This is a genomic window from Kitasatospora sp. NPDC028055 (genome assembly GCF_040637885.1).
In the GTDB taxonomy this organism is placed as follows: Bacteria; Actinomycetota; Actinomycetes; order Streptomycetales; family Streptomycetaceae; genus Kitasatospora.
This window is the reverse complement of record NZ_JBEZXE010000072.1, coordinates 1-13,593: the sequence shown is the minus strand read 5'-3', so window position 1 is coordinate 13,593 and position 13,593 is coordinate 1. Positions and strand designations below refer to the sequence as shown.

Annotated in this window: 11 protein-coding genes, 1 tRNA gene and 2 pseudogenes; 9 read left to right on the top strand and 5 right to left on the bottom strand. The window is 74.9% G+C overall.

The window, feature by feature from the left end:
- Window positions 1-28 precede the first annotated feature (28 nt).
- Window positions 29-1,219 carry an acyl-CoA dehydrogenase family protein gene (locus tag AB0F71_RS37470; RefSeq protein WP_360244983.1) on the top strand — a complete coding sequence of 397 codons (1,191 nt, stop codon included), beginning with the start codon at window positions 29-31 and terminating at the stop codon, window positions 1,217-1,219.
- A 159-nt stretch (window positions 1,220-1,378) separates the two neighbouring features.
- Here AB0F71_RS37470 and AB0F71_RS37465 read toward each other — a convergent pair whose 3' ends face one another.
- Window positions 1,379-1,831, bottom strand: a complete 453-nt coding sequence (locus tag AB0F71_RS37465) for a universal stress protein (RefSeq protein ID WP_360244980.1) — start codon at window positions 1,829-1,831, stop codon at window positions 1,379-1,381.
- A gap of 102 nt (window positions 1,832-1,933) precedes the next feature.
- Here AB0F71_RS37465 and AB0F71_RS37460 point away from each other — a divergent pair, with 102 nt between their 5' ends.
- Together AB0F71_RS37460 and AB0F71_RS37455 are read left to right on the top strand one after the other, a co-directional pair.
- Window positions 1,934-2,551, top strand: coding sequence for a hypothetical protein (locus tag AB0F71_RS37460; protein WP_360244941.1), 618 nt, complete (start codon window positions 1,934-1,936; stop codon window positions 2,549-2,551).
- A gap of 435 nt (window positions 2,552-2,986) precedes the next feature.
- Window positions 2,987-4,342 carry an HAD-IA family hydrolase gene (locus AB0F71_RS37455; RefSeq protein ID WP_360244938.1) on the top strand — a complete coding sequence of 452 codons (1,356 nt, stop codon included), beginning with the start codon at window positions 2,987-2,989 and terminating at the stop codon, window positions 4,340-4,342.
- Window positions 4,343-4,356: 14 nt separating this feature from the next.
- Here the strand turns inward: AB0F71_RS37455 and AB0F71_RS37450 are convergent, their stop codons facing one another.
- The gene (locus tag AB0F71_RS37450; protein ID WP_360244935.1) at window positions 4,357-5,232 is read right to left on the bottom strand and encodes a GNAT family N-acetyltransferase; all 876 of its coding nucleotides are present in this window, start codon (window positions 5,230-5,232) and stop codon (window positions 4,357-4,359) included.
- A 1,046-nt stretch (window positions 5,233-6,278) separates the two neighbouring features.
- On the opposite strand from AB0F71_RS37450, the pseudogene AB0F71_RS37445 reads away from it, so the two are divergent.
- From AB0F71_RS37445 to AB0F71_RS37425, 5 genes and pseudogenes are all read left to right on the top strand, one after another.
- Window positions 6,279-7,280 (top strand): annotated as a pseudogene (locus tag AB0F71_RS37445) (helix-turn-helix domain-containing protein); the annotation flags it as partial.
- Between the two features lie 857 nt (window positions 7,281-8,137).
- Entirely contained in the window at window positions 8,138-8,740 is a 603-nt protein-coding gene (gene orn / locus AB0F71_RS37440) for an oligoribonuclease (protein WP_360244932.1), read from the top strand.
- A gap of 133 nt (window positions 8,741-8,873) precedes the next feature.
- Window positions 8,874-8,949 (top strand) — tRNA-His (locus AB0F71_RS37435).
- A 213-nt stretch (window positions 8,950-9,162) separates the two neighbouring features.
- Window positions 9,163-9,609, top strand: coding sequence for a DUF4442 domain-containing protein (locus tag AB0F71_RS37430; RefSeq protein WP_350504886.1), 447 nt, complete (start codon window positions 9,163-9,165; stop codon window positions 9,607-9,609).
- Window positions 9,610-9,718: 109 nt separating this feature from the next.
- Window positions 9,719-10,663 (top strand): hypothetical protein, encoded by a 945-nt coding sequence (locus AB0F71_RS37425; protein ID WP_360244929.1) that lies wholly within the window; start codon window positions 9,719-9,721, stop codon window positions 10,661-10,663.
- Between the two features lie 64 nt (window positions 10,664-10,727).
- Here the strand turns inward: AB0F71_RS37425 and AB0F71_RS37420 are convergent, their stop codons facing one another.
- The 3 genes from AB0F71_RS37420 to AB0F71_RS37410 all read right to left on the bottom strand — a co-directional run bounded on the left by AB0F71_RS37420 (window position 10,728) and on the right by AB0F71_RS37410 (window position 12,908).
- Window positions 10,728-11,183, bottom strand: coding sequence for a GNAT family N-acetyltransferase (locus tag AB0F71_RS37420; RefSeq protein ID WP_360244926.1), 456 nt, complete (start codon window positions 11,181-11,183; stop codon window positions 10,728-10,730).
- 163 nt (window positions 11,184-11,346) lie between these two features.
- Window positions 11,347-12,261, bottom strand: coding sequence for a fused MFS/spermidine synthase (locus AB0F71_RS37415; RefSeq protein ID WP_360244923.1), 915 nt, complete (start codon window positions 12,259-12,261; stop codon window positions 11,347-11,349).
- Between the two features lie 131 nt (window positions 12,262-12,392).
- The gene (locus AB0F71_RS37410) at window positions 12,393-12,908 is read right to left on the bottom strand and encodes a hypothetical protein (protein ID WP_360244920.1); all 516 of its coding nucleotides are present in this window, start codon (window positions 12,906-12,908) and stop codon (window positions 12,393-12,395) included.
- Between the two features lie 262 nt (window positions 12,909-13,170).
- Here AB0F71_RS37410 and AB0F71_RS37405 point away from each other — a divergent pair.
- A pseudogene (locus AB0F71_RS37405) lies at window positions 13,171-13,593 on the top strand (hypothetical protein); the annotation flags it as partial.

The window sequence follows — 13,593 nt, the reverse complement described above, 5'->3', positions numbered from 1 at the left end:
CACCCCGGCCGGGCACCAGGAGGATCAGATGCTCGACCACCGGCTCAGCAGCGAGTACGAGGAACTGCGGCGCACCGTCGCGGAGTTCGCCCAGGACGTGGTGGCGCCGAAGATCGGCGAGTTCTACGAGCGGGAGGAGTTCCCCTACGAGATCGTCCGTGAGATGGGGCGGATGGGCCTGTTCGGCCTGCCCTTCCCGGAGGAGTACGGCGGCATGGGCGGCGACTACTTCGCCCTCGGCCTCGCCCTGGAGGAACTCGCCCGCGTGGACTCCTCGGTGGCGATCACCCTGGAGGCCGCCGTCTCGCTGGGCGCGATGCCGATCTACCGCTTCGGCACCGAGGAGCAGAAGCGCGAGTGGCTGCCCCGGCTGACCTCCGGCGAACTCCTCGGCGCCTTCGGCCTCACCGAGCCGGAGGGCGGCTCGGACGCCGGGGCGACCCGCACCACCGCCCGCTACGACGAGGCCACCGACGAGTGGGTCATCAACGGGACCAAGTGCTTCATCACCAACTCCGGCACCGACATCACCGGTCTGGTCACCGTCACCGCGCTCACCGAACCGATCGCTCGTTCGAGTGAAGAAGGCGAATTCCGCTCGCCTGTGCGGGAGATCTCGTCCATCATCGTGCCCACCGGGACCCCCGGCTTCCAGGTCTCGAAGAAGTACTCGAAGGTCGGGTGGAACGCATCCGACACCCGCGAACTGTCATTCACCGACTGCCGCGTCCCCGCGGCCAACCTGCTGGGCGAGCGTGGCCGAGGCTACGCCCAGTTCCTGCGGATCCTCGACGAGGGCCGCATCGCGATCGCGGCCCTGGCCACCGGCCTGGCCCAGGGCTGCGTCGACGAGTCCGTCAAGTACGCCGGCACCCGCCGGGCCTTCGGCCGCCCGATCGGTGCCAACCAGGCCATCCAGTTCAAGCTCGCCGACATGGAGCTGCGCGCCCACACCTCCCGCCTGGCCTGGCGGGACGCCGCTTCCCGGCTGCTGCACGGCGAACCGTTCAAGAAGGAGGCCGCGATCGCGAAGCTGTACTCGTCCGAGGCCGCCGTCGACAACGCCCGCGAGGCGACCCAGATCCACGGCGGGTACGGGTTCATGAACGAATTCCCGGTCGCCCGCTTCTGGCGCGACTGCAAGATTCTCGAGATCGGGGAGGGCACGTCCGAAGTCCAGCGCATGCTCATCGCCCGGCAGCTCGGCGTCACCTCGTGACGATCGGCGCCTGACCGTCGACTCCTGACGGCCGGCTTCCGGTGGTCACCCCGGAAGCCTGGCCCGCCGGGCCAACCCACCGCTCCACAAGGGCTGTTGAGGAGCACACCGCGGCGGCGGGAACCGCTGCCGCGGAGGCTCCGCGGCAGCCGGAAGTCCTCAAGGGATCACGATCACCGGGCGGTTGGCCCGCCGCGCCAGCCGCCCGGAGACCGAGCCGAAGATCTTGCCGAGCAGGCCGTGCGTCGTGCCGACGACGATCGCGTCGGCGGCGTACTCGCGGCCGACCTCCTCGATCTCGTGGCAGATGTCGCCGCCCCGCTCGATCAGGACCCACGGCACCCCCGCGAGGAAGTCCGCGCAGGCGAGTTCCAGGCCGAGGACCTCCGTGCGGTGGTCCGGGAGATCGACGAAGACGGGAGGTTCACAGCCCGCCCAGACCGTGGCGGGCAGGCGGTTGGCGACGTGCACGATCACCAGGCCGCACTGCGACCGGCGGGCCATGCCGACGGCGTAGGCGAGGGCGCGCTCGCTCGACAACGAGCCGTCGAAGCCCACCACGACACCGTGCTGGAACACCGGGTCGAGAGAGTGCCCGGGCGCGTCCGACACCGACGGCTCGGTGTGCCCGCCGAGCGGACCGGAGGCGGTGTCCGGACGTTCGGCACCGGGGCCGGGTCGGCCCGTCACCGAGGGCTCCGCAGGCCCGGCCGGATGCCCGTCACGGCGCTGGCGCGGTCCGGGGCGGTCACGCCGGGCGAGACTGCCGCGCCGAAGGCTGCGCAAGGCGCGCACCAGGGCGTGGGGTTCGCCCCGCCCAGGGCTCGCGGCTGCGGGCTGCGCTGTCCCGACGGCGGCTGCCCGCCCGCCGTCCGGCCTGCTGTCGGGGTGGGCCGAACCGTCGGCTCGGCCACCGTCGTCGGCGTCGGGGCCAGCACCGGGGCCGGGGCCAGCACCGGGGCTGCTGCCGTCCGCATGCTCTTCGGGCTGCCCGCCCGGCAGTTCGCCCAACCGCTCGCCGCGCTGTATGCCGATGCGTCGGTCATCGGGCTCGGTGACACCTGGCTCGACGCGCTCGTCACGGTCGTCGTCAGCCTCGTCCTGGCGCTCGTCGGCGCGGTCTTCCGGGCGCTCGTCGAGCTGCCCGTCGGACGGCTCGAGGTGGGTGCGGGCGCCGTCCCCCCGGGGCCCTGCGCCCGCACTGCGGGGCGCGTCCGGTTCGACCGGTCGGGAAGGCTCAAAACCAGCCATGGCTCACGGCTCTTCAAGGGAGAGGGGCCGACAGGAGAGGAGGACAACGCTGCCCGGGCAGCAGGCCCGCCCACGGGGTGACGTCGGTCGGCGACGCGCAGCACCGTATGTGACCTGTTCCTTTCAGAGTACGACGGGCATGGGGCCCAGCCCAGCGGCGAAGCCCCCGGAGCGACGTTGTTCCCGCGAAAGAGGGATGCGCCCGCCGTGGCGGTGCGCCCTGCCCGCAGGCGATCGCGCCCCCTCCAGAACGGAGGTTCTAAGGAGCTTGACTGAGCAGACCCAGAGGCGCAACAGGCCTGCCGGACACCGTGACCGGACTGTCATGGATTGGCGACGATCCGTTGCGGAATGTCGCCAACCGTTACGCCCCACGGATCCCGGCCTGCTCACCGGCCCGCCTGGGCCTGCCCCGTCCATCCGGCGTCGGGGTCCTTTCAGCCACTGCGTACGGCTTCGCGACGTGCTCTGGCATTTGCCAGGTGCATGGGCCGGGCCGCTGGCACCATGCTCGGCATGCCCCTGCTCCTGTTCGACCTCGACAACACGCTGCTCCCCCGGGACGCCGCCTTCCGGGCCTGGGCGCAGGACTTCCTGTCCGAACACCACCTGCCGCCCGGGGACCTCGACTGGTTCGTCACCCTCGACGGGGGCGGCTACGTGCCGCGCAGCACCGTACTGTCGGCGGTGCGGCGCCGCTACGGCCTGGACGCCTCGGCCGAGTTCCTGCTCGCGCACTTCCGACGCGGCATCAACTCGCACATCCACTGCCCGCCCCGGACGGTGGAGGCGCTGCGGACCGCACGGGCGGCCGGATGGACCCTCGGCATCGTCTCCAACGGCGGCACCCGGCCGCAGTTGGAGAAGATCCGGCGGACCGGGCTGGGGGCACTGGTCGACGGCTGGGTGATCTCGGAGGAGGCCGACTGCGTCAAACCGGATCCGCTGATCTTCGAGATAGCCGCCCGGCGGTGCGGCATCCGGCCGACCGGGGACTGGACGGCGCACACCTGGATGGTCGGGGACCACGCGCCCGCCGACATCGCCGGCGCCGAACTGGCCGGGCTGCGCAGCGTCTGGCTGCACCACGGCCGGCCGTGGGCGGAGAGCGGCTACCGGCCGACGCTGAAGGCGGCCGGGATCCCGGAGGCCGTGGGCCTGGTGCTGTCCGCGCGCAATGCACCTTCCGCGCACGCAGGCGCCCGGCCGGGGGCTCGCCCGGGCGAGCCAGGGCGACAGCAGGCGGCCACCCTGCCCTCCCGTGCGACGGCGCAACTCGGCGTACGGACCGGCGCACATGTGGCGGTGACCGCTCTGGAGGGCCCGAGTGCGCCCGTTCCCGTGAGCGCCGGGACGGCCGTCGCCCCGGCTTCCGGAGCCGGGTCCGGTGTCCGAAACCGATCAGGCGGGTTTGCCGCGATCGCCGACGGCCTCCAACGCCCGGGTACACGCCAGGGGTCGGACGCCGGGGCGGCCGACGACCTGCGGACGGCCGGTGGGGCGGAGCCGGGCGCGAACAGCGACCGGTCCTTCGCGCCGGGGCGGCCAATCCCCCTCCGCACCGCGGCCGGTGGGGCAGCTGGAACCGAAGGTGCTGGTGGGGCGGGTGGTACGGGTAGTACGGGTGGGGCGAGGGCCGCCCGTACGGTGTTCGCCGCGGTGCCCGGCGCCGCGAGGACCTCTCCGGCCGTACCGGGCATCCCGACCGCCCCCGTCGCCGTCGCCGCCGTGCCGACCGGGCCCGCGCTCGACCCCACGCCCGACCCCGCGCCCGCCACCGCCACCGCCACCGCCACCGCCGACACCGCACCCGCACCCGCACCCGCCGTCGCAGCGGTAGTTGCAGCAGTCGTCGCGGCGGTCGCCGGGTAGCGCGGGCCCGCAGGTCAGCCTCTCGGCGAGGTCCTGGTCCACCAGCTGGTCCGGCCCTGTCCGGCGAACCCGAGCTTGCGGTACAGCGGTTCGCCGACCGAGGTGGCGACCAGGGTGGCCGGGCGGTCCGGGTGGGCGCGGGTCAGCGCGGCCTCCAGCACAGCTCGGGCCACGCCCCTTCCGCGCTGGTCGGGCAGGGTGGCGACCCAGTACACCCCGGTGGAGGTGCCGTCGTCGTAGGTGAGGCAGGCACCGGCCGGTGCGCCGTCGACGCGGCCGAGCCAGGCCCGGCAGCCGGGTTCGGCGAGCAGCCGCTCCGGGAGGGCTTCACCGCGGGTCCAGGGCTGTCGGGCGGGCAGCGGGAAACCGTCCACGACAGTGCGCTCCACCAGGGCGAGGGCGTCACCGCTCAATGCCTCATTCACCGTCAGGACGGCTCCGTCGTGCGCCCTCGAGACGACGGGCAGCCCGGCGTCCCGGCCGTCGGTCACCCAGCCACCAGCCACAGAGCCGCCGACCACCGAGCTGTCGGCCACCGAGCCGTCGGCGGTCGCACCGTCGACCGGTCCGGGCTCCCGGGTCATCACCGGCATGAGCGGCATCCGGACGGCTCCGAGACGGGTCAGGTCGAGCCCGCCGTAAGGGTCCTCCAGAGTGAAGCTGATGGTGCCCCACTCGGCCTGGAGCTCGACCAACTGCTGTTCCACGTCGGCTGGTTCGGCGTAGGGGCGGGTGACCACGAAGCGCTGGGAGTCGCCCGGGGTGCGGGCGCAGCGGACGGCCGTGAGGCCCGGTCGGACGCGGGATTGCCAGCCGTGTGCGCGGGCTTGGGCGAGCCAGAAGGCGGCGGAGTTGTCGTTGGCCTGTTCGAGCCGGCGGTTGGTGTTCACGGCAGGAACGTAGCCGCGCCGTAGGGGTAACGGTCCGCCCGTCCTGGCGCTGGCCGGATGAAGCCTGGGAGGCGCACAGCCGGTGCCCGTGCGCCCTCCTGTGCACCGCCGATTTTCGGTCAATTTCGTGCCGCGCGCTCCCCCTTGGGCAAATCCGCAGCCCAGACCCGCCGGCCGGGTGCCCGGAAGCCGGACACCCCAGGAACCGTCCTGCGACAACCAGCCACCGTTGCACCGGCCCTCTTCCCAGAAGGGTCGACGGGTGCCACGCTTCGTGATCGAATGCATCACGCCAAATTGCCATGTCGACATAGCGTCGGATGGTGAACTTGTCACAACGGCAACGGTCCACCCGATAGATTTCGATCTTGGCCAGCAGTGCCGCACCACCCACACCACACCACCGAGGGGGCTTGAGCGCCTTGAGCAGGGTGAGCAGGAGCGACGCGGGTCCTGACAGCGGCCAGGCACCGGCCGGCACCGCGAGTCGGCCCGTGAGAAGCACCGGCACCTCCGCGATCGCCGCCACCACCCGCGCCTCCGGCATCCCGAGCCCCTCGGGCCCCGCCTCGCACTCCCCCTATCCCCCCGCGCCGTCCGCCACCCCCGGCCACTCCCCGGCCGAGCACGGCGGCACCACGCACGGCGGCCCGGCCCCGTACGGCGCGCAGCCGGTACAGGGCGGACACCCGGGTGGACACCAGAGCGGACACCCGGGCGGACACCAGAGCGGGCACCCGGGCGGCCACCCGTCCCCCGCCGGACAGCCCGTCAGCCGAGGCCCCGTCAACCCCGGCCACGGCGCGGCGCACGGACCCGGCCACGGCACGGCACACGGCGCGGGCCAGCCCCACGGCGGCCCGGCGCAGCCCTACGGCGAGTACCCGGGCTACCCCGGCCACCCGGCCTACCCCGCCACCGGCTCGGCCCCGGGGCTGAACGGTTCCGGCACCGGCCCGCTCGGCGGCGGCCTGGCCCTGGGCACCGCCCCCGGCCACGGCCCGCTGGGCCACGGCTCCCCGGGCGGCAACGGCTCCGCGAACGCGCTGGCGACCATCGGCTCCCCGCGCAAGCTGTCCGGCCGGCGCCGCCGGGAGACCGTCGCGGTGCTGATCTTCGGCGGCGCACCGATCTTCGAGAGCTCGATCCCGCTCTCCGTCTTCGGCGTGGACCGCCAGGACGCCGGAGTGCCCCGCTACCGACTGCTGGTCTGTGCCGGGGAGGAGGGACCGCTGGCCACCACGGGCGGCCTGACCCTCTCCGCGCCGTACGGCCTGGAGGCCCTCGCCCGGGCCGGCACGATCGTCGTACCGGCCTGGCGCTCGATCTCCCAGCCGCCCCCGGTCGAGGCGATCACCGCCCTGCGCAAGGCCCACCACGAGGGTGCGCGGATCATCGGGCTCTGTACCGGTGCCTTCGTGCTCGCCGCGGCCGGTCTGCTGGACGGCCGCCCGGCGACCACCCACTGGATGTACGCGCCGACCCTGGCCAAGCGGTACCCGCGGGTGCACGTGGACCCGCGCGAGCTGTTCGTGGACGACGGCGACGTGCTGACCTCGGCCGGCACCGCCGCCGGCATCGACCTGTGCCTGCACGTGGTGCGCAGCGACCACGGCGCCGAGGCCGCCAACGCGCTGGCCCGTCGCCTGGTGGTGCCCAGTCGCCGCAGCGGCGGCGGACAGGCCCAGTACATCGATCAGTCTTTACCGGAGGAGATCGGCAACGACCCGCTGGCCGAGGTGGTCACCTGGGCGCTGGAGAACCTCAACCAGCAGTTCGACGTCGAGGTGCTGGCGGCCCGTGCCTACATGAGCCGGCGCACCTTCGACCGCCGCTTCCGCACGCTCACCGGCAGTGCGCCGCTGCAGTGGCTGATCACCCAGCGGGTGCTCCAGGCGCAGCGGCTGCTGGAGACGTCGGAGCTGTCGGTGGACGACGTGGCGCGCCGGTGCGGGTTCCGGTCGCCGGTCGCGCTGCGCGGGCACTTCCGCCGTCAGCTCGGGGTCTCCCCGGCCGCGTACCGGACCAGCTACCGGGCGCGCCGCCCCGGACAGCAGACACCGACCCCGGCGGCCGACATCCGGCTGCCCGGCGCCCTGGCGCACGCGGCGGCCGCGGCGGGCGGCGGACCGTTCGGCGGTGGCGGGCACGGGGGTCCGCAGGGCCACCCGTACCCGGCCGGTCCGGGCGGCCAGGGCCAGGCCGGCCAGCCGGGCCAGCACGGGCAGCCGGTCGGTCACGGACAGCCGGTGCCGCACGGACAGGCCGGTCCGTACGGTCCGGGGCAGGCCGGGACGCCGGCCGCCCAGGGCTTCCACGGCCGCGCGGGCCAGCCGTACCCGCACCAGCAGGCCGCGCAGCAACCGCACCCCGGGCAGCAGGGTGCGGCGCGCGGTCCGGTGCGGTCGCCGCTGGTGCCGCCGCAGGCCGGTCCGGGTGCGGGGCGTCCGCCGCGCACCGCCGAGCACGCGGCGGCCGAGGACGGCCACCCCCAGCCGGGGGCGCGCGGTCAGGGCCAGGGGCACCGCAGCGCGGACGGGCGGCCCGGTGACGAGCCGGGCGCGGCCGGACGGGCACACGGTGCACTGGGCGGCCGGGTTCCGACGGGTGCCGCCGGTCAGCCGGCGGCCGGGGCGGGTGAGCTCCGGGGTCGGCAGGCGCGGGCTCCGCAGGTCCGCGCACCGGGCGCCGCCCGGGCGACCGCGGCGGACGGGGCGCGGGCGGCACGCGAGGCGCGCCCCGGACGGGACGGCCACGCGGTCCGTACGGGCCGGGAGGGCGAGCGTCCGGACGGCCCCGGCACCCACGACGGGGCGGAGGAGCACCAGGCCGACGGCTGCGCTCCGGCACCCCGGTCGGCTCCTCCGGTCCCCGTGGCGCGTGATCGCGCCGTAGGGTGAGTTGCGTGAATGACCGTTTGGTATGGATCGACTGTGAAATGACCGGCCTCGACCTCGACCGGGACGCCCTGGTCGAGGTCGCGGTGCTGGTGACGGACTCCGAGCTGAACATCCTCGGCGAGGGCGTGGACGTCATCATCCGCCCGCCGGCGGAGGCTCTCGCGAACATGCCGGAGGTGGTGCGCGCGATGCACACCTCCTCCGGCCTGCTGGAGGAGCTGGAGCAGGGCGTGACCCTGGCCGAGGCCGAGGAGCGGGTCCTGGCGTACGTGCGCGAGCACGTGCCGGAGGCCGGGAAGACGCCGCTGTGCGGCAACTCGGTGGCCACCGACCGCGGCTTCCTGACCCGGGACATGCCGGCCCTGGAGAAGCACCTGCACTACCGGATCGTGGACGTCTCCTCGATCAAGGAGCTGGCCCGCCGCTGGTACCCGAAGGCGTACTACAACAGCCCGCCGAAGGGCGGGAACCACCGGGCGCTCGCGGACATCCGCGAGAGCATCGACGAACTGCGCTACTACCGCGAGGCGGTGTTCGTGCCGCAGCCCGGCCCGGACGCCGAGACGGCGCGCGGGATCGCGGAGAAGTACCGGGCCGCGACCGACTGACCGGGGCGTCGCGGGGTCGGAGGGGGTGGCTTCGTTCGTCGGGAAGAAACCCTGGCGCGAGCACCCTCTCGGATCCTGTAGAGTTCTTCCTGTCGGAACGGGAACGCGGAAGCGGGAACGGACCGGACAGATGGTGGGTGTAGCTCAGTTGGTAGAGCACCTGGTTGTGGTCCAGGTGGCCGCGGGTTCGAGTCCCGTCACTCACCCCAGAGCCTGAGGGGCCGATCTCTTCAAGAGATCGGCCCCTCAGGCGTTTTCGCGTTCCGACGTGCTTCCGGCGCATTCCTCACGTGCCTCCCACGCGCCCCCGACGCGCTTCCCGACGCGTTCTCCGATCGGGCGCGGGCTCAGTTGTGCCCGGCGGCCCGGGTTTTCCGGTCGGCCCCTGCCGCAACAAGCTACCGGCTAGTAACATCGTCGCCATGACCACTCCTTCGATCGGCCAGATGCTCGACGCCACCGTGCCGATGGCGCACACCCTCAAGCTCGAGTACCTGGAGACCACCCCGGACCGCGCCGTGCTCCGGCTGCCCGACCAGCCCGCGTACCACAACCACGTCGGCGGCCCGCACGCCGGCGCGATGTTCACCCTCGCCGAGTCCGCCAGCGGCTGCATCGTACTGGCCGCCTTCGGGGACCAGCTGTCCCGGGCCGTGCCGCTCGCCGTGAACGCCGAGATCGCCTACAAGAAGCTGGCGATGGGCGAGGTCACCGCCACCGCCGTGCTCGGCCGCCCGGCCGCCGAGGTGGTCGCCGAGCTGGACGCCGGCGGTCGCCCCGAGTTCCCGGTCACCGTCGAGATCACCCGCGCCGACGGCGCCGTCACCGGTGTGATGACGGTCACCTGGACCCTGCGTCCCAACTCCTGACCGCCGCGCGGTCGGTGGCCCCGGGAGCAGCGCCCCGGGGCCACCTGCGCGATGACTGTCCGTGACGGCGGCCGTGACCTCACCGCCCGCCCGCTCGTTCTCAACTCACGTGCGAGCCAATCACGCGACCGAGCCCCAGGAACCCGCCGCCCGTGGCTTCGCCGGAGCGCGGCGAGCGGCCGCCCGGTGGCTGCCCCGCCCGCGCGCCGTCGCCGTCGGCGGGGCCCTGCTCGCCCAGCTCTGGGGCGTCGGCGCCTCCAGCGCGTACGCGGCCACCGCCGAACCCTCCTCCGGGCAGCCCCGACCGGCCGTCCGCCGGGCCGTGCACGGCGGGCCTGCGCTCGACGGACCGTCAGCCCTCCGCCCGGGCGGCCCGGGGCAACACGGCACCGCGGACGCCGGCCGCTCCCCCGGGTCGGCCGGTGCACCGACTGGCGGTGAACCGGCCGGTGGTGAACCGACCAGCGGCGCACGGGCCGGCGGCGAGCCGGCGGGCAGCCCGACCGACGGGGCCACGGGGGTGGTCGGCGGCGTCCTCCAGGAGCGCATCCGGGCCGGCGGGCTCCCGCTGCCCGGCCAGGGCGCCGCCGTCCCCGACGCCTTCGCCCTCGCCTCCGGTCTGCTCGGTGCTGTCCCCGCCCAGGGCCGCCCCGCCGGAGCCCGCGCCTCCCGCGAGGGCGAACCGGCCGCACTGCCGGTCGCCCCCCGCCCCCGGCCCGGCCCCACCACCGGCCCCGACGGCCCGAACGGCCCGGCCCGGCCCGGAACGGTCGGGGCAGCCGGGACGCCCCTGGTCCGGGAAGCCGCGACGCACGACGGACCGGACTCGGCGGTGCCCGCCGGAACGGCCGGTACGGCGGCCCCCGCCGCGACCCCGACCACCCCCGCGGGCACCGGGACGCCCGAGGCCCTCGCCCTCGCCGACACCGCGACCGTGACCGCCGCGGAGGACGGCACCGCCACCGCCACCGCCGTGCTGGCCCCGATCGCTGCCGGACTGCTGCTCACCGGCGCGGCGATGTTCAAGCACCGCGGACTGCCGCGCGGGCACTGACCCGCCCCCGGCGGCACGGCGGCACGGCGGCGGGAGCCGGGCCCAAGGCTCAGGGCTCAGGGGCTCAGGACGCCAGCTCCACCGCCAGCAGCGGGAGTTCACGCCCGGGTATCGAACCGGACGGCGTGCTGCCGATCCGGACGGCGCCCATCGCCAGGTAGAAGGGCTCGGCGTTCGGGTCGGCGTCGATGGTGAAGCGGTGCAGGCCGACGGCCCGGGCCTGGTCGCGGACCCGCTCGAACAGGGCGCGGCCGATGCCGTGGCCGATCCGGTCCGGCTCCACGAAGAGCATGTCCAGCTCGCCGGACGGCGGGGCGCCGGTCAGGGCGGCGAACCCCACCACCCGGGCGCCCTCCTCGGCCACCAGCGTCGACGCCCGTTCGACGGCGGCCGCGTCCAGGGTCAACTCCTGCCGGCAGGCGGCCATGAAGGCCTCGTCGTACCCCCAGTACGCCTTGGCCCGCAGGGCGATGGCGGTGAGCAGCTCCGCCTCGTCCGGGCGGGCGGATCGGATGCGCATGCGGCCTCCTCGCGTCGACAGCCGTCGGCTGCGGCCAGTGTGCGCCGCAACCGGACCGCACACCAACGGATTTACCACGCGGCGGGCACCTGGCCCGCCGGCCCAGCTGACACTGCGGACTCAGCGGGCACCGCCGGCACAGCAGGCACAGCGGGCAGCACCGTCACCGGAAGACGCCCGGCGGCGGCGCCGGGGAGGGCGCCGCGGTGGCGTCCGTGGCGGGGGTGGCCCCGGCCGTGAAGTCGGCCAGCGCGCGGCCGTGTTCGACCCGGCCGAGGGAGGAGTCGGAGGCGACCCGGCGGGTCAGGTCGGTGATCGGGAGCGGGGTGTGGGCGGCGGCCAGGATGAGGTTCCCGAAGCGCTTGCCGCGCAGCACGGCCGGGTCGGCGGTCAGGGCCAGCTCGGGGAAGACCGCGCCGAGGGTGGCGACCTGGGAGCGGGCGAAGGGCAGCGCGCCGCCGTCGGCGATGTTGGCGGCGTACCAGCCGCCGGGGGCGAGGGCGCGGGCCGCCAGGGTGGTGAACTCGACGGTGGTGCAGTGGGCCGGGGTGCGGGCGCCGGAGAAGACGTCGGTGATGACCAGGTCGACGCTGCCCTCGGGGGTGCGTTCCAGCACGCCGCGGGCGTCCCCGCCGCGCACCTTGATCTGCCAGCCGCGCTCCAGGGGGAGTTCGGCGCGGACGAGTTCGGTGAGCGCGGTGTCGATCTCGGCGACCTGCTGGCGCGAGCGCGGCCGGGTGGCGGCCACGTAGCGGGCCAGGGTGAGCGCGCCACCGCCCAGGTGCAGGACGGTCAGCGGGCGGCCGGGCGGCGCGACCAGGTCGATCAGGTGGCCGAGCCGGCGCTGGTACTCGAAGCCCAGGTGGGTGGGGTCGGCGAGGTCGACCAGGGACTGCGGGGCGCCGTCGACCAGCAGCGTCCAGGCCTGCGGACGGTCACGGTCGGGGCGCAGTTCGGCCAGGCCGGAGCCGACCTGCCGGGTCAGCGGGCCCTGGGCGTGGGTGCGGCCGTCCGCCCCGGTGGCGAGCGCCGGTTCGGGGCTGCGCGCGGCCCTGTTGCTTCGTCCCATGGACGCCATTATCGCCGGAGGGCGACCTGGGCCGGTGTCCCGGGCAGGTCACCGCCGAGCGGGCACGCCCCTGGTCAGGGGCGTGCCACGGGGATCCGGTCGGAGGCGTACGGGCCCGGCCGGATCCGCGCGGCACGCCCCTAGAACGGGCCGAGGCCGCCGGCGGTGAGCGTGCAGGCGGCCTCGCAGAGGGCGGAGCGGAGCACCCAGGCGTCGGTGGGGCGGGTGGTGCGGCCGGTTCCGGCGGGCGGGATCACCCAGCGCGGGTCGGTGGCGCCGGGCACCAGGGCGCCGGCCGTACAGGAGCTGCCGGGCAGGTGCCAGGTCTCCCAGGTGCCGGCCGGGACGAGGAAGGAGACGGTGCTGCCGTTGCGGCTCTGCAGGACGGCCCCGCAGGCGCGGCGCAGCCTGAGGATGTCGACGGCCTCCAGGCCGTGCCGCAGGGCGACCGTCACCGTGTCGCAGCCGGTGAGGAGGGTGTCCTCGGCCGGGACGACGGCGTCCCGGCGCAGTCCGCCGCAGGAGCCCCGGCCGCCCTCGACCGGGCCCCGGCCGGGGAACCGGTCGTCGGCGGGGGCGGGGAGCAGGGCGGGGGCGGCGGCGGCGAGCACGCCCCCGGCGACGGGTCGGTGCTGCGGCAGTCCGGTGGCCATCATGGGACCTCCTGTACCTCGTCGGTTCGGAAGCACTGCCGCCGGGTGTGGGGCCGCGGGGGCGGGGACGGGCCGGGGGGACGGCCTGGGCTTCCACGTATCAGGACAACGCCGCGGAACCGCCGGAGGCCACGGGGCGCATTACAGCAAGGCATGGCATTTCATGGCGGATATCCCACAACAATGCCCGCTTTGAACCGAATTGACAGCAGATGTCGCACGAACCGACTGTGTCCAACTGATGACTCCGAGTACTCTCGGCGCCATGGCAGCCACCCCACCGGCCGAGCCGAACCGACCGACCCCCAACACCGTGATGCGCGCACTGCGCGGCGACCGCTCACCGGGCGAGTTCGCCATGGCCGTCCGCCGCGCCGCCCGCGAGATCGGCGAGCACGTGTCCTGCGACGCCCGCTACGTCGGACGGGTCGAGTCCGGTGAGATCCGCTGCCCCAACTACGCCTACGAGCGGGTGTTCCGGCACATGTGGCCGGGGCGCACGCTCACCGACCTCGGCTTCGCCCCCCGCACCGCCGTCCGCCGCCGCTCGGCGGACGGCGGCGGGGGGGGGGCCCGGGGGGGGGCCCCCCCCCCCCCCCAGCCGCCCCCCCCCCCCCGCCGCCCCGCCCCCCCCCCCCCCCCAGACCCCCAAAAACCCGAAACACCGCAACCCCAACACCGGAACAAC